This is a genomic window from Gemmatimonadaceae bacterium (genome assembly GCA_036273715.1).
Taxonomy (GTDB): domain Bacteria; phylum Gemmatimonadota; class Gemmatimonadetes; order Gemmatimonadales; family Gemmatimonadaceae; genus JADGGM01.
In genome coordinates this window covers 205,645-221,769 of sequence record DASUHB010000028.1, presented here as the reverse complement: position 1 = coordinate 221,769, position 16,125 = coordinate 205,645, and the positions used below count along the sequence as shown (strand labels likewise).

The following is a 16,125-nucleotide window of genomic DNA, read 5'->3' as shown; positions in this document are numbered from 1 at the left end:
CTTCCGTTAGCCGCGCAGCAGCAGCTTCGCGATCGTCTGCAGCTGCATGTTCGACGTGCCCTCGTAAATCGTGCCGATCTTCGCATCGCGATAGAACTTTTCGACGGGATAGTCCTTGGTATAGCCGTAGCCGCCGTGCAGTTCCACGCACAACGAGGTCACTCGCTCCGTCACCTGCGATGCGAACAGCTTGGCCATCGCGGCTTCCTGCGTGAACGGCCGGCCCGCGTCCTTGAGACGCGCCGTGTTGTAGACCATGAGCCGCGCAGCCTCCAATTCGGTGGCTGCCTGCGCCAGCTGAAACTGGATGCCTTGAAATTCGGCAAGCGGCTTGCCGAACTGCGTGCGCTCGCGCACATACTGCACCGTCGCGTCGAGCGCGCCGCGCGCCACGCCGATCATCTGCGCGCCAATGCCGATGCGACCTTCGTTCAAGGTTTCGATCGCGATCTTGTACCCTTGCCCGACCGGACCCAGCACGTTCGCCGCCGGGACGACGCACCCATCGAGGATCAGTTCGGTCGTGCTCGACGCGCGAATGCCTAACTTGTCCTCCTTCTTGCCCACCGCGAAACCCGCGAACCCGCGCTCGATGATGAACGCGGTGATGCCGCGATATCCGGCCGACGGATCGATCGTCGCGAACACGATGTAGATCTCGGCCTCGGCGCCGTTCGTGATCCAGAGCTTGCGCCCCGTGAGCACCCAGTCGTCACCGCGGCGCTCGGCCCGCGTCGCCAGCCCGAAGGCATCCGAGCCCGAGCCCGGCTCGGACAACGCGTATGCGCCGACCGTGCCCGACGTCAGCTTCGTCAGGTATTGCTTACGTTGGGCATCCGTGCCGAACCGCGTGAGCGGCGAGTTGACCAGCGTGTTCTGGACGTCCATCAGAATTGCCGACGACGCATCCACCCGGCTCACGGCCTCGACCGCGAGCGTCACCATCATCATGGTTCCACCGGCTCCGCCGTACGCTTCCGGCACGCCGATACCCATGAGCCCGAGCTCGAAGAAGCCGGGAATCAACTCCGGATCGAGCTTGCCGGCACGATCCATGGCCTGCACGCGCGGACGCACCTGCTCGTCGGCGAACGCCGCGACGGCATCGCGAAACATCGTTTCGTCTTCGGCCAGCACGGTGAGTGGTGTGCGGGCCGCATCGAGGTCCGTTGTCATGCGATCCAATGTATCGGGTGGCTGACGCTTGCGTGAGCGGCTGAGCCCGGTGCTAGCGCTCGACCGTTACGTTCGTCGCCGCTTCGCGGCAGGCATCGCCGCACCAGCGCTCCGGAGTCCCCTGTGGGCGCACGCACGTGCACGGCGCAGGCACTCGACGTCCCCGCGGTTCGACGCCTGCGCGCTCAAGCACCACCTCCGCCAGTTTGTCGTGCACGCCGAACGCCGGCGTCACCGACACACCGACGTGCGGAAACGGCGCTGCGGCCTCGCGCGCCATGCGCGGAATATCGCGCGTCGAGTGCTTCCCCGGCGACAGCATGTACGGAAACACCACGACCTCCGTCGCGCCCGCCTCGACGCACTGGGCGAACCCCTGCGCGATGGTCGGTTCCGCCAATTCCATGTGCGATACGCGCACGATCACGCCGTCCCCGGCGATCGCCTGCACCAGATGCCCAACGCAGTCGATCATGCGATTGGCGGCATCTTTGACCGAGCCGTGATCCACGAGCAAGATGGCTTTCATGGGCTGGGCTCCATGTCGTGACCGATGCGTCGACTCCCTAAGCTAACGCGTGGCGGAGTCGAAGACCTCGAGAGCCAGCTCCACTTTGCCGAACGGCGCCGAGACCTGTACGCCCTGCACGGTGCCGCGCACCTGCTCGAGCATTTCGCGTGCGAGTGCAATCCCTTCGGCCAGCCCATGCTCCTTGGATTGTTCGCTCGCGCGACGCATCCGCTGAATCACCGTATCAGGCACGACTACGCCAGGCACTTCGTTGGCGAGAAACTCCGCGTTTCGCGCCGAGACGAGCGGCCAGATTCCGGCGATCACGGGAATGCGCACGTGATCGATCGACGCGAGAAAGCGGTGGAGTTGATCCACGTCGAACACCGGCTGAGTGATCGCGAACTCCGCACCCGCATCCACCTTCCACTCGAAGCGGCGCAGCTCGTACGCGGGGTCGATGGCGGCCGGATTCACTCCGACGCCGATGGCGAACTGTGTCGGCGCGCCAATCGCGTGGCCACCGGGATCGAGGCCCCGATTGAGGCGGCTCACCAGATTCGTAAGACCGATCGAATCGATGTCGAAGACCGCGGTGGCGTCGGGGTAGGGGCCCATCTTGGGCGGATCGCCGGTGATGATCAGCAGATTTCGCAGCCCCATGGCCGACGCGCCTAACAAATCGCTCAGCATGCCGAGCAGGTTGCGGTCGCGGCAGCAGTAGTGGGTGACCGTCTCGATCCCGATCTGCTGCTCGATGAGCAGGCTCGTCATGAGCGCGCCCATGCGGCTCTGCGCCCGCGGTCCATCGGGCACGTTCACCGCGTCCACGCCGCGCGCGCGGAGCGCGCGCACGCCCTCGAGCATCCGGCTCGCGTCCACGCCGCGCGGCGGCACGATCTCGACCGATGAGACGAATTCTCCCGCCGCGATCTTGGCCGCCCAACGCGATCGTTGGGCGAACGGGATCGCCGGCTGTGCGCCGTCCTGTCGCGGTTCATCGGCGCGCACGGCGGCCGCATCATCGGTGTGCGGCAATTGATAGCGCACCGATGCGCGCCATTGCTGCCGGGGCACGAGCGGACGGATGCCTTCGACGAGCGCCTTGATGTGATCCGGCGTCGTTCCGCAGCACCCGCCCAGTACCTTGGCGCCGGCCTGAATGAGGTGGCGTCCGTAGTTGGCGACGTATTCCGGGCTCGCCATGTACATCGTGCGGCCGCCCACATCGCGGGGCATCCCGGCGTTCGGTTGCGCGCTGAGCTTGCGCGACGACACGGCGGCCATCCGTTCGATGGCCTCGAGTATCGCCTGCGGCCCAACTGAGCAGTTGAGTCCGATGATGTCCGCGCCCCAGCCGTCGAGCGCGCGCGCGACGTCTTCGGGTGTGGCGCCGAACGGCGTGAGACCATCCTGGCCGATCGTCATCTGCGCGATGAGCGGCGCCGATGCGTCGACGTCGCGTGCCGCGCGGATGGCTGGCTCGATCTCATCGAGATCGGCGAAGGTCTCGAGGATGAAGAGGTCGGCGCCGCCCTCGCGCAGCGCCTCCAGCTGCTCGCGGAACATCGCGCGCGCTTCGTCGTGGCTCGTCGGGCCGAACGGTTCGATGCGAATGCCTAACGGGCCGACCGCGCCGGCCACGAGCACGTGGTCGCCCGCCGCCTCGCGGGCCAGCCGCGCGGCGCGACAGTTCAGGTCCCGCACCTGCCCCTCGAGACCGTGCGGCGCCAGCTTGATGCGGTTCGCGCCGAAGCTGTTCGTCTCCAACACCTCGGCGCCCGCCTTCACGTACGCGCGATGCACGTCGCGCACGAGATCGGGCGCGCGCGCGTTCAGCTCATCGTAGCATTGATTGATGAACACGCCGCGGGAGTACAGCATCGTGCCCATCGCGCCGTCGAACATCACGATGCGCTCCGGCTCGAGCAGCTCGCGCGCGTCGCGCCGCGGACTCACGCCGCGGCTCCGGTGTCGCGTTCGCCACCGCCGCGCACGGCGTAGTACTTCGCCGCCGGATGGTGGACGATGATCGCCGCCGTCGACTGCTCGGGCACCAGTTGGAACGCCGGGGTCAACGTCATGCCTAACGACTCGGCCGCCGGCAGCAGACGGAATACCGTCGCGTGGTCGTCCAGGTCCGGACACGCCGGATAGCCCCAGGAGTACCGCTTCCCCTGGCCGGCCGCGATGCCGAGATGACGCCGCACGTACCGATGCATCCACTCGGCCACCGCTTCGGCTGTCTCGACCGCAAGACCGTGCAGATAGTACGCTTCCGTGTATTCGTTCCGCGACTGCAACTCGTCGAAGCGGCGTTGGGCCGCGTCGCCGACCGTCACGATCTGCAGCGCGGCGACATCCACGTCGCCCGATTCCACCGAGCGGAAATAGTCGGCGAGACACAGCCGCTCCCGACCATCCTGCCGCGGGAACTTGAACCGCGCCACCTCGCGCAGAGCGCCGCCATCGCTCCCGTAGGCAGCAGCGTCGTACACGATGAGCGAGTTGCCCTGCGACTGCACCGGAAAAAGTCCGTACGCCGCTCGCGGGACGAGCCACCGTTCGGCGCGTGCGCTCGCCGAGAGCCGCTCCAGCGTCGGACGGAATTCGTCGCGCACCGTTGCGTCGAACGCCTCGCCCGAACCGCGCCCACCCCACTGCAACCGAAACAGCTCGTCGAGGTCGAGCAGCGCCAACACCTCGTCGAGCGGAATGTCGTGCAGGACGCGAGTGCCGAAGAACGGCGCTTCGGGAACCGCGTTATCGGTCGCGACCTCCGAGCGCGTCGTCGCATTGGTGCCGGCGGCGATGTCCTTGCCGACCCCCGAGCGCAGAAACACGTCGCGTCGCGCGTCATCGAGGTTGCCGGTGACAAACGCCTCGCGCCGATCCGGATCCATGAGCGCTTCCACGGAATCGAGTCCCTCGAACGCATCCTTGCAGTAGAACACGCCCGGCGCGTACGCCCGTTCTCCGTCGACGAACAGCGCGCGCCGGCCGAATCGCCGATTGATTGCCGCGCCGCCGATCAGCACCGGCACCTTCAGCCCGCGCCGATCCAGCTCCTGGACGCATATCGGCATCTGCTTCGACGTCGACACGAGCAACGCCGACAACCCGATGGCGTCGGCACCCACCTCGACGGCCTTGTCGATGATCGTGTTCACCGGCACCTGCTTGCCGAGGTCGAACACCGTGTAGCCGTTGTTCGAGAGAATCGTGTTCACGAGCGACTTCCCGATGTCGTGCACATCGCCATAGACCGTGGCGAGCACCACCTTCCCCTTGGTGTAGCCCTCGGCGCGCTCGAGGAACTGCTCCAGATGCCTAACGGCGCGTTTCATCACCTCGGCGCTCTGCAGCACGAACGGCAGAATCAGCTCGCCCGCACCGAACTTGTCGCCGACCTCCTTCATCGCCGGCAGCAGGACCTCGTTCAGGACGCGGATCGGCTGCTCCCGCACGCCGGCCGCGTCGAGTGCGTCTTCGATGCCGTCCTTCTTGCGGTGCAGAATCTGCCAGTGGATGCGGCCGTCGGGCGTGAGCGCCGCCAGGTCGGATTCGGCGGACGCCTCGCCGGTGCCGGGCGATTTCTGATCGGCGCTCGCCGAGAATTCGATGAACCGCTGCAACGCGTCGGGACGCCGGTTGAACACCAGGTCGTCCGCCAGCTCGCGCTCTTCGGATGACAGCTCGGCGTACGGCCGGATGTGCGCCGGATTGACGATCGCCATGTCGAGTCCGGCCTGCACGCAGTGATGCAGAAAGACGGAATTGAGCACGGCGCGCGCGGCCGGCGCCAGTCCGAAGCTCACGTTGCTCACGCCTAACGACGTCAGCACGCCGGGCAGCTCGCGCTTGATCAGCCGGATGCCCTCGATCGTCTCCGCTGCGCTGTCCACCCATTCCGCTTCGCCCGTCGCGAGGGTGAAGGTGAGATCGTCGAAAATCAGATCCTCGCTGGCCAGGCCGAACTCGTGCACCGCGATGTCGTGGATCCGCCGCGCGATCTCCAGCTTCCGTTCGCGCGTCTTCGCCATGCCCGCTTCGTCGATCGTCAGTGCCACGACGGCCGCGCCATGCTGCTTCACCAGCGGCAGCACCGCATCGATGCGCGCGCGCCCGTTCTCCATGTTGATGGAGTTGACGATCGCGCGGCCGGGCACGTGTTCGAGCGCGCGCGCAACCACGTCGGCTTCGGTGGAGTCGATCATGAGCGGCGTCTCGACGCTCATCGACAGCAGCTTCACCACCCGCGCCATCTGCTGCGCTTCGTCCGCGCGCTCGGTGAGCGCCACGCACACGTCCAGCACGTGCGCGCCGGAGTCCGCCTGTTGCCGCGCGACGCCGACGATGCCTTCGTAATCATCGGCCAGGAGCAGCTGCTTCACTTTCCGCGAACCCTGTGCGTTCACGCGCTCGCCGATGAGCAGCGGCGGCGGGTCCTGGTGCAGGGTGAGCGCGCGCATGGCCGACGACACGCGCGGCACGTGCGGCGCCGCGCGCCGCGGTCCGCCGCGCTCGAGCGCGCGCACGGCGCGCACGACGGCGTCGAGGTGTGCCGGCGTCGTGCCGCAACACCCGCCCACCACGCGGACGCCGAAGTCGCGCACGAACTCGCCTAACGCGGTCGCCATCGCCTCCGGCTCGAGCGGATACACCGCGTCGCCGGTGCCGGTGTTGAGCGGCAGGCCGGCGTTCGGGATGCACGACACCGGGCGCCGGGCATGTTCGGACAGCCACCGGATCGGCTCCCGCATGTGCTCGGGGCCCGTCGAGCAGTTGAGCCCGAGCACGTCGACGCCTAACGACTCGAGGGTGGTCATCGCGCTCGCGATGTCGGTGCCCAGCAGCATGCGACCGCTCGTGTCGAGCGTGACCTGCGCCTGCACGGGGACACGCCGCCCGGTTTCCGCAAACAGCCGCTCGAATCCGGCCAGCGCGGCCTTCACTTCGAGAATGTCCTGCGCCGTCTCGACCAGCAGGAGGTCGACCCCGCCCTCGACCAGCGCCTTCGCCTGCTGGTAGTAGTCGTCGAGGAGCTCGGCGAACGTCACCGCCGACAACGTCGGATCATCGCTCGACGGGAGCATTCCCGTTGGGCCGATCGATCCGGCGACGAACCGGCGCCGGCCGTTGCCCGCGGCGTCGCACGCCTCGCGCGCCAGTTCGGCCGCGCGCACGTTCAGCGCGTGCACCTTGTCGCCCAACCCCCACTCCTTGAGCCGGCGCGGCGTGCTCTGAAACGTGCAGGTCTCGACGACGTCGCACCCCACGGCCAGAAACGACTCGTGAATCCCGCGCACGACGTCCGGCCGCGTCAGCACCAGATAGTCGTTGCACCCCTCCGTGCGCGCGCCGCCAAAATCATCGGCCGTCAACGCCTGCCGCTGGAGGTTCGTGCCCATCGCGCCATCGAACACCAGGACGCGCTGCGCCAGCTCGCGCAGATACGGCGAGTCGCTGCGCTGCGCAGTGGCGCGGGATACGGTGTCAGCACTCATATGATCATCCGATAGCAAAAAAGCCCAAGTGCGCACAGGCACCGGGCCGGCGCTTTAGCGGAATGTTTAACGTGGCCGCAAGTTGCCTTAAATCGCCACGAACCAATTTCACAACCCACACGCACCATAACCGCAACGCTCACCGGAGGCAAGACACGTTCCGGCCCAGTGCGTGTTGGCTTTGGGCGGCGACGCCTGAGGGATGCCTCACGCCACTCGAGTCGCGACCGGACTTCAGTCTCCCACCCGGCTGCTGTCCGGCCTTGCCCGTCTCGTCCGATCTTGTCCCCCCTTATGTGTCACACCTGCCTCCACCGGCTCATCACTCAAGCGCGGCTCGTATCGGTATCGCACGAGATGATTGTGCAGCACGGCATCGAGGATTGCCTGCTGATCGGCAGTAAAGTCTCTCCGCCACTTCTCGTTCTCGCTGTGCAGCGGCTCGCTGCGAATCATCCGCTCGAATGATCGCACCCACGGCAGCTCCGCGAACTCCGCCACGCGCCGAAAGTGCTCGACGGGGTCGCGGCACAAATCCTCGTATCTGATCTCCACCATGCACGATGCCGGCACGGACTGCTTCGCGCTCTCCATCGCGTCCATCAGGAGCTTCCATTGGATGCCGGCTAACGCGACGAACGAGCGATCATATCGCTGCCATTCAGCCGTTTGCTCCGATGTGAGGTCGCCGAACAACCACCCCGATGGTCCGCGCCAGCCGCGCCACCACGGCACCTTGAGAAACGATGCAGCGACCGGACGACCATCGCGCATCACGTGGATGAACTTGGCGTTTGGAAAAATCTCGCGGAGATATCCCACCCGCGGCCAGCCCGTCACCTTGGCCACGAGCTGCGGGCGCCTCTTCGTGGGCACACGACTCAGCGCGCCGCGCACGTTTGCCCGCGCATCGTTCTGAACGTCGCTCGCCAGCAGATCGCGACACGGCGACGTGAAGCCCGGCGCCAACTGCTCCCAGTAGTCGTAGCACTCGCCCGGGTCGATCAAATGCGCCAGGCGTCCCCCGACCACAGGCACGGCGAGCGCGTGCATGAGCGCGCGGTTCACCGGTCTCGCGTTAGGCCATTGCTCCAGCACGCGCGACAACCACGCCGCACGCGGGTGCCGGCACATCAAGCGGTGAAAAACGCTCGATCCGCTACGCCCAACGCCAACGATGAAGAGCGGGGCCGGATTCACCGCGATCCGCTCACGCTCGCGCCGCTCATTCGCTGCCGGCGCCACACGGCACGCACACGCTCACGCTCCTGTCCGATTTGAACCCGATGCGCCGATCTGCCGCCGCTCAGCTTGGTCGGCCCGAACAATGACCGATTCCCGAGCTTCATGCAATCACGAATGCGCGTGCCGGCCGTCGACCTTCTCGCGCGCCGGGTGTTGCCACCGCGCGCGCTGGCCACGATCCTGCACAATACGCGCTGAATGCTCGGCGCGCGAACCAGTGCAGCTGCGTCGGGTACGATTCGCAAACGGCCTACTGCCGACTCGCTTTGACGTCCAGCATCGGGACGAGAGGAATCCCACGAATGCGCCTTCCGTTCACTATCGCCATACTCGCCGCCGGCGGCACGATAGCGGCTCTCGCCGGACTGGACCGCGTTCAGTCTCCGAGTGCAGATCGTGTTCCAGTCGCCCCTCCGGCGATCGGTGCAACGCACATCACTCGCCCCCCTGCGGCATCGGCGTACAGCGCGACATCACCACACTGGCCATGGATCCGAACCATGGTCACCGACTTCCGGACCCAGTACGTGTCGAACGCCGGGCAGCGCAACCGCGAGCGCGCCTGGACCGCCGCGCATTTCGACTTCGTGATGAGCGGCGATGTCCAGCAATACAAGTCGCTCAACCCGGCCATCCGCGTCATCCCATATGCACTCGATTGGAACGTCATGCAGCCGGGCGAGCAGAAGTCGGCAGGGCTGGCGACGTCGTACTACGATGACATGCAACAATGGTTCGCCGCGCATCCCCAGTACCCGCTCGAGAAGGCGTTCATTCACCTCGCCGGCTCGGACCCCAGCCCTGCGTCGCGTTTGCAGTTCACCGCGTGGGGATCGAAGCGGTGGGCCATCAATCCCGGCGATCCCGGCGCGCGCGCCTACGTCCAGGACCGCATCCGTCGCTTCGTCGGCAACGGCGACGGCGTGTTCTTCGATTCCCACTCGTCGGGCGACATCGGCAAAGCGTTAGGCAAGGCGCCGCTCGCCGAGTATCCCGATCGTCAGGTTTATCAGAAGGACATGATCGAGTACGTGCACGAGATCGCACAGGCCATCGCGCCGAAAATCGTCATGCTCAACACGGCCGAGTACATGAAGCCGTTCGACTGGAACATGGTGATGGCTGCCGGCGCGGTGCACCTCGAGCGCATGAACAATCCGCTCACCGAACTGATGACCGAGCGCTGGCGTTGGGTCGATACGCTGCTCACGCACAACGTGTTGGTCGAGCTCGTGTCATTGGACAGCTGGGCCGATGCCAACAGCGTCCACGGCATCTTCGGGACGTATACGCCGGGCAACTATGGATCGAAGGCCGAACGTCTCAAGATGTTCGAGCTCGCCAGCTATTACCTCCTCGTACCATCGACTCCCGACCGCCTCTATCTCGATCTCGAGAACGCCTGGAAGGTGCCGTACGATCAGGTGTGGCTGAAAGCACAGGAGTTCGACGTTGGGCATCCAACGGGTCCGCGGCACGTCATCCAGAGCGGCCGCGACAGCACCAACACCGGGTTTTCGATCTGGGCGCGTGACTTCGATCACGCGTTGATCCTCGCGCGCCCGACCAGTACCTGGAAGAATCGCAATTTCGGCGACAGCACTGCGGTGCTGGTGCCCCTGCCGAATGGCGAGTCGCTGCGCCCCCTCCATGGCGACGGGACCCTCGGCGCACCCGTGACATCGGTGAAGCTGCGCCAGAGCGAGGCGATGATCCTCGTGCGTTAGGCGAGCCCGAAAATGCTCGTCGCCAGTCACGAGATCGAACGCATCATTCGCGAACGGCAGGGCTCCGACGGCCGAGCGGCGGCTCGTCAGTGCGCTCGATGATCCGGCGATTCGTCTGCGCGGCGCCCCGTGGCCCGCGTCCGCTCGTCGACGCGCTGCACCAGCGCGAGAAGACGGTTGCGCTCCAACGGCAAATCGAGCTCGGCCAACACCAGCCGCTGCAACGCTGCAGCGAGCGTTGGGCGCGTCGCCTCGCCGCTGTGATACACGAGGAACGAGCCGCCGCTCTCGAGCGGCAAGCGCCCGATTTCCGGATTGGCTAACGCCAAGTTGCGGTCGATGATCGCGACCAACGGCCGCGTCGTTGCCGCGATCTCGATCGCGTCGTGCACCGAATGTGCTGTGTGAGGCACGTGTCCGGCGTGCGCCAGCATCTGCGCCAGACCCTCGAGCAGTGCCTCATCTCCACCGACCAGGAGGATGCTCGCCATCTGCGTTCCGGTGTGAGTGTTGAACGCGTCCCGAGCGGCGCACCGAAACGTCAAGCGACGCCAATCGAGTGCATGAAACTCTCCAGGAGCACGAGCACGAAATACGCCACCAGCGGTGACACGTCGAACATGCCAAATGGCGGAATGACCGATCGCAACGGACGCAACAACCACTCCGTCAGCGAAACGGACCACCGGATCCACGCCTTGTATGGGTTGATTTGCAGCCATGACGCGATGATCCGAACGATCAGCGCCAGCTTGAGGATGCCGAACGTCAAACTCACTACCAGATCGTAAATGCCGCGCGATCCGCGATTCGCGGACACGGCCGCTTCCACGATCATCTCGCGCACGAATTGCAGCGTGAGAATCAGCAGGATGCCGGCGATGACTACGACGACGAGCGCCCACCAGGGTGCGCTCGCCGGCATGCCTCCGGCGCGAACGACGCGACGTTCGACGGGCGCCAGCGCCGGGTCTACGACCCGCCGAAAAAAGCGGGCAACCGGTCCGAATGGATTGATGCGGCGCGTGCGAACCAGCCAGTCGAATGCAAAGACCACGAACAACACCGCCGCGACCGCGAAGAGCGCCGGACGCAGTGCACTGAGAATGAGATCGAACGCGTCGAGAAAGCGGATCACGCAGCGAACAATGAGTCGCGCGTCACTGTCGAGCAAGACCGCGTGGCCGCCGCCCAGCGACGCCTGATGCACGCCGCGACGCGCATTCGGCCGGCAACCACGCGCGCGGCCGCCCAGCCCGGCGGTAAGCGTTAGGCATCGCCCGGCCACGACTCGAGCGACACGCGCGCGCCGCCCGAGGCCTCGGGCGTGCGTCGCGCACCGGCGGGCGCGCGCCACGGCGCGGCGGCCAACGCCAGACCCAGTGCGCCACCGACGATGACCCCGGCCCATTCCACCCATCCCACGAACGCGCCATGCATGACCAACGGAGCGATCACCAGCCCGCCCACGAGAGCGATGCCCAACGCAGCGCCCGCTTCGGTCCGGCGACGCGATCGGCTCCCCCAATAGGCGAGTGGCAAAACCAAACCGCCGAGCCACAGCGCCGACAAGGCCGATGTCTCGCCGCCGAACGCGTACGGCCACGGCAGAAGGAAACTCCACCCGAGCGCCGGCCCGAGCGCGACCCGGTGCTCGCGCACCGCACCGCGCGCACCATCTCGCGCACGGATCACGAGTGCGTTGTCCAGGATGCCACCCGCCACGCGCAGCGTGTCGTTGGCGGCGGCCTTCGGGAACACATCTTCGAGACCAATGATCGGATCGCGAACCATCGCACGAGCCGCATTCATCCGGATCGAAAAAACCAGCGAGCGGTGATGCTGGCCGAGCAAGAACACTTGCGTTCGATACGGATCGTACACCGAGAGAATCGGTGCGATGCGTTCCGTCGGCGCGCCCGGCACCACGACAGCGTGCACCAGCACGCTGTCGGACACCAACCGCCGGCGGAAGAGCGGATCGCTGCCAAGCGCGCCGGGAGGAAAAGCGTACCCGGCCGCATCCGACTTAACGATCGTTCCAGAGAACCGGTCCAAGTGAAGCACTGCCGGGTCCCATTGGCCCCATAGCGTCGTCCCGGGAAGCGAGCGATGCAATGCCCAGACTGTCGCACACAGTATGGAAATCCATATAAACACGCCGCCCCACAATTGCCGGCGGGCCTGCTGCGCAGTCGGCAGCAACCACGTTCTCCACGAGTCTGCCAGCGCAACGCCGAGTACGCCACCGAGTGTGTTCGTGATCACATCGCCGAGACTCGAATCGCGGCCGGCGATGATGTGCATCTGGAGGAGCTCGATCACCACCGTAAGGCAGAATGCTATCGCGATGACGCGATGCCGCCGTACGCCGGCCAACCGCATGCCCATACCAAAGGGCACGAACAGAATGACGTTGAGGATTATATCTTGCACAGCCATCTCGCCGCAGAGAACGCAGAGGCTCGGCGCGAACGCTGGCGGTCCAGGCTGCGGCGTGAGCGTCATGATCGCGATGAACGCGAACCCGAGCGCTGCGAGTATCACTCCGGTTGTGCGATGTGGTGTCAATGCAACATCCAAAGTCGTTGTGTGAAATTCGTTCGGCGCATTTGAGATCTCGGATTTCGAGCGCTCACCTTTCGCCGATGTTCCGCGCTGTTTGCGGATCGACGTTGGGCCCGACTTGGCACCCTACCTGCAGACGTCCGCCGCTTGCCATGGAGCAACACATCCGCCTCACCGTCCGATTCGTCGAGCCATGAGCACTGTGTCCGCTGCCGTGGAACATATCTTTACAGTAGACGTCGAGGAGTATTTTCACGTCGGTGCCTTTGAGAGCATTGTCTCGCGAAAAGACTGGAGCAGCTACCCGAGTCGCATCGATTCGAGTATCGACCTGCTGCTCGATCTGCTCGCGCGACATGGCGCAACCGGCACGTTCTTCACGCTCGGATGGGTCGCCGATCACAATCCACGGCTGGTGCGTCGCATTGCGCAAGCCGGGCACGAGATCGCGTCGCATGGATACTGGCATCGCCGCGTCGACTCGTTGGCGCCCGAAGAATTTCGGCAAGATGTGCGTGCATCCAAAGCGGTGCTCGAAGATGTGTGTGGTACCACCGTCTGGGGATTCCGTGCGCCCAACTTTTCGATTCGCCCCGGTTGCGAGTGGGCGTTCGACGTCTTACTCGAAGAGGGATTCCGCTACGATTCGAGTTTGTTTCCCATTCGCCGTCCAGGATACGGCTATCGTGCGGCGCCGGTCGTGCCGCACAAGGTGCATCGCGCGTCGGGAACATTGTGCGAGCTGCCGCTGGCCACGACGACGTGGCGCGGCGCGCGCATTCCGGCTGCCGGCGGCGCGTATCTTCGGCATCTCCCGTTCAGCGTCATTCGCCGCTGTTTCCGTGAGCACACGTACACCGGCGTTCCGGCCACGTTCTACCTGCATCCCTGGGAGCTCGATCCTGACCAGCCGCGTCTCCCCGTTGGATGGATTACCAAAGCGCGTCACTACGGTGGACTCGCGCGCACGCGTCCGCGCATGGAGCAGCTGCTCGCCGAATTTCGCTTCACGACGGCGGCGCGATGCCTGAAGCTGCCGACTCCCGCGATACGGCCGTTGAACGCCAGGGTCTCGAATCTGGCCGACTGAGCATCGTCGTCGACGCGTTTACGGGGCCGGCGAACGAGTGGGACGCGTTCGTCAGGACGGCCGATGGCTGGACGCATTTTCACCTCCATGGATGGAAGACGGTCATTGAGCGCGTGTTCGGCCACGAGTGCATCTATCTCGCGGCGCGAGACGCGGCATCGCGCATCGCCGGCGTGCTGCCGCTGGTGCGCGTCCGCAGCCGCCTGTTCGGGCATTACCTGGTCTCGATGCCGTTCCTCAACTATGGTGGTCCGTTAGGCAGCGACGAGGCGGTCCGCGCGCTTGCCGTGCGCGCCGAGGAGATCGCGCGGCAGGGCAGCGTTTCGCTGCTCGAGCTGCGCAGCCGGCGCGCGCTGCCGCTCGACATGCCGGTCTCGCACCGGAAAATCACGGTGCTGCTCGATCTGCCATCGGGGTCCGCCGCGCTCTGGACCACACTGCCGGCAAAGGTTCGTAGCCAGGTGCGTCGGCCGCAGAAGGAAGGCGTCACCGTGTCCTTCGGTCCCGAGCAATGCGCGCCCTTCTTCGCGGTGTTCGCCCGCCACATGCGCGAGTTAGGCACGCCCACCCAGCCGCGCCGCCTGTTCGAGGCGATCGCCGACCAATTCGGCAGCGACGTATGGTTCGCGTGCGCGTATCTCTCGAATCATCCCGTCGCCGCGGGCTGCGCGTTCCGCTGGGGCAACGAGCTCGAGATGACGTGGGCGTCGTCGCTCAGCGCGCACAACCGCGTCTCGCCGAACATGCTGCTCTACTGGAGCTTCATGGAGCGAGCCACCGACGACGGCGCGTCGGTGTTCAACTTCGGTCGCTGCTCGCCGGAATCGGGTACGCACCGCTTCAAGCGCCAGTGGGGAACGCGCGACGAGACGCTGTGGTGGTACACGCGCACGAGTGGCGCCGTGGCCAAGACGCCATCGCCCGATGATCCCGGCTACTCGTGGGGACCGCGCGTGTGGAAGCATTTGCCGACGCCTGTCGCGACGGCCCTCGGCCCGCGCATCGCGCGACTGATTCCGTGATCCGGCGTCAGTTGCCCGTGTCGTCACCGCTCGCGGCGTCCTCCCTCGCGGCGGCAGTGTGGCCGGCGCTGGTGCGCCGCACCGGTCGGGTGCTTGCCGCGGCGTCCCTGGTGCGCGAGACGTTCGGCACGCCGCAGGTGGCGCTCACGGACAGCGGAACCTCGGCGTTGGTGCTCGCGCTGCGCATCGCGGTCGGCGCGCGCGGGCTCGTCGCGATGCCGGCCTACGCCTGTGTCGACCTCGCCGCGGCGGCTCGGTTCGCCCGCGTGCGCGTGCACCTGTACGACCTCGATCCGCGCACGCTCGGCCCGGATCTCGACTCGGTCGCTGCTGCGTTAGGCCGCGGGGCGCGCGCGGTCGTCGTCGCCCACCTGTACGGCTTTCCGGCCGACGTCCCGGCGGTCCGGGCGCTCGCCGCGCCGCACGGCGCGGCGGTCATCGAAGACGCCGCGCAAGCAGCCGGCGGAACGCTGCACGGCCGTCCGTTAGGCACTTGCGGCGCGCTCTCGGTATTGAGCTTCGGCCGCGGCAAGGGCACCACGGGCGGCCACGGCGGCGCGCTGCTCGTCCACGACGCGGTGCACGACGCCGCCTTTGCGACCGAGCTCGCTGCGTTAGGCAAGCCCGGGCGCGGTTGGAGCGACCTCGCCGCCGCTACCGCCCAGTGGGCGCTCGGCCGCCCGTCGCTCTACGGCATCCCGGCGGCCATCCCGTCGCTCAAGCTAGGCGAGACGGTGTACCGGCCGGCGCATCGCCCCCGGTCGCTCTCCGCCGCCGCGGCGGCGCTCGTCGCCCGCGCCATGCGCGCCGCGCCGGCCGAAGTCGCGGCCCGACAACGCAACGCCGCTGCCCTCGCCATTGCCGCCGACGAAGGCGGTGACATCGAAGCGATCCGCACGATACCCGGCGCCGTCAGCGGGATGCTCCGATTCCCGGTCACCGACACCGGCGCGCGCGTCGAGCGCCCGGAGCTCGGCGTTCTGCGCGGATACCCGCGCACCCTGCGCCAGGAACCCGAAGCCCAGCGCTGCCTCGAGCCGGGCCCGGATCTCCCCGGCGCCGAGGAGCTTCGCCGCACCTTGTTCACGCTGCCCACGCACAGCCGCGTCACCCGCGGCGATCTCGAAGCCATGATCGACTGGCTGAGGGTGCCGATGAAGGTGCTCGCACCCGTGCTCAGCGAGGCCGCGGCAAGCGCGGGCGGTCCGCCCTGGCGGCGCGGACGAAAAGCGTGACCGCGGGCCGCGCCGCGCTGCGCGAGCAGTGGCGCGGCCGAGGC

Annotated in this window: 12 protein-coding genes and 1 riboswitch; of the genes, 4 read left to right on the top strand and 8 right to left on the bottom strand. The window is 66.6% G+C overall.

Annotated features, from left to right (window positions below; translation table 11 throughout):
• Window positions 1–6: 6 nt before the first annotated feature.
• The 5 genes from VFW04_05490 to VFW04_05470 all read right to left on the bottom strand — a co-directional run bounded on the left by VFW04_05490 (window position 7) and on the right by VFW04_05470 (window position 8,394).
• Window positions 7–1,176: an acyl-CoA dehydrogenase gene (locus tag VFW04_05490; GenBank protein ID HEX5178759.1), complete on the bottom strand. Its 1,170-nt coding sequence runs from the start codon at window positions 1,174–1,176 to the stop codon at window positions 7–9.
• Window positions 1,177–1,228: 52 nt separating this feature from the next.
• On the bottom strand, window positions 1,229–1,705 hold the full coding sequence (locus VFW04_05485) for a CbiX/SirB N-terminal domain-containing protein (protein ID HEX5178758.1): 477 nt from the start codon (window positions 1,703–1,705) through the stop codon (window positions 1,229–1,231).
• Between the two features lie 42 nt (window positions 1,706–1,747).
• Complete coding sequence (locus tag VFW04_05480; protein HEX5178757.1) at window positions 1,748–3,646, bottom strand: bifunctional homocysteine S-methyltransferase/methylenetetrahydrofolate reductase; 1,899 nt, start codon at window positions 3,644–3,646, stop codon at window positions 1,748–1,750.
• Window positions 3,643–7,194, bottom strand: a complete 3,552-nt coding sequence (metH, locus tag VFW04_05475; protein ID HEX5178756.1) for a methionine synthase — start codon at window positions 7,192–7,194, stop codon at window positions 3,643–3,645. Before metH ends, VFW04_05480 begins: the two co-directional genes overlap by 4 nt.
• Window positions 7,195–7,228: 34 nt before the next feature.
• A riboswitch (SAM riboswitch) is annotated at window positions 7,229–7,303 on the bottom strand.
• Between the two features lie 125 nt (window positions 7,304–7,428).
• A complete protein-coding gene (locus VFW04_05470; protein ID HEX5178755.1) occupies window positions 7,429–8,394 on the bottom strand; it encodes a sulfotransferase in 966 nt (321 codons plus the stop codon).
• Window positions 8,395–8,939: 545 nt separating this feature from the next.
• Between VFW04_05470 and VFW04_05465 the strand changes: the two genes are divergently transcribed.
• Window positions 8,940–10,166 carry a hypothetical protein gene (locus tag VFW04_05465; protein ID HEX5178754.1) on the top strand — a complete coding sequence of 409 codons (1,227 nt, stop codon included), beginning with the start codon at window positions 8,940–8,942 and terminating at the stop codon, window positions 10,164–10,166.
• Between the two features lie 86 nt (window positions 10,167–10,252).
• Here VFW04_05465 and VFW04_05460 read toward each other — a convergent pair whose 3' ends face one another.
• From VFW04_05460 to VFW04_05450, 3 genes are read right to left on the bottom strand one after another with little or no spacing between them, the layout of a single operon-like run.
• Window positions 10,253–10,657 carry a hypothetical protein gene (locus VFW04_05460; GenBank protein HEX5178753.1) on the bottom strand — a complete coding sequence of 135 codons (405 nt, stop codon included), beginning with the start codon at window positions 10,655–10,657 and terminating at the stop codon, window positions 10,253–10,255.
• 50 nt (window positions 10,658–10,707) lie between these two features.
• Window positions 10,708–11,376, bottom strand: a complete 669-nt coding sequence (locus VFW04_05455) for a YggT family protein (GenBank protein HEX5178752.1) — start codon at window positions 11,374–11,376, stop codon at window positions 10,708–10,710.
• A 59-nt stretch (window positions 11,377–11,435) separates the two neighbouring features.
• A complete protein-coding gene (locus VFW04_05450) occupies window positions 11,436–12,749 on the bottom strand; it encodes a VanZ family protein (GenBank protein HEX5178751.1) in 1,314 nt (437 codons plus the stop codon).
• 178 nt (window positions 12,750–12,927) lie between these two features.
• Here VFW04_05450 and VFW04_05445 point away from each other — a divergent pair, with 178 nt between their 5' ends.
• Genes VFW04_05445 through VFW04_05435 form a run of 3 tightly spaced genes read left to right on the top strand, consistent with a single transcriptional unit; the run spans window position 12,928 to window position 16,081 of the window.
• Entirely contained in the window at window positions 12,928–13,824 is an 897-nt protein-coding gene (locus tag VFW04_05445) for an XrtA system polysaccharide deacetylase (GenBank protein ID HEX5178750.1), read from the top strand.
• On the top strand, window positions 13,758–14,846 hold the full coding sequence (locus tag VFW04_05440; protein HEX5178749.1) for a FemAB family XrtA/PEP-CTERM system-associated protein: 1,089 nt from the start codon (window positions 13,758–13,760) through the stop codon (window positions 14,844–14,846). The genes VFW04_05445 and VFW04_05440 overlap by 67 nt, the downstream gene beginning before the upstream one ends.
• Complete coding sequence (locus VFW04_05435; GenBank protein HEX5178748.1) at window positions 14,843–16,081, top strand: DegT/DnrJ/EryC1/StrS family aminotransferase; 1,239 nt, start codon at window positions 14,843–14,845, stop codon at window positions 16,079–16,081. The genes VFW04_05440 and VFW04_05435 overlap by 4 nt, the downstream gene beginning before the upstream one ends.
• The last annotated feature ends 44 nt before the right edge of the window (window positions 16,082–16,125 follow it).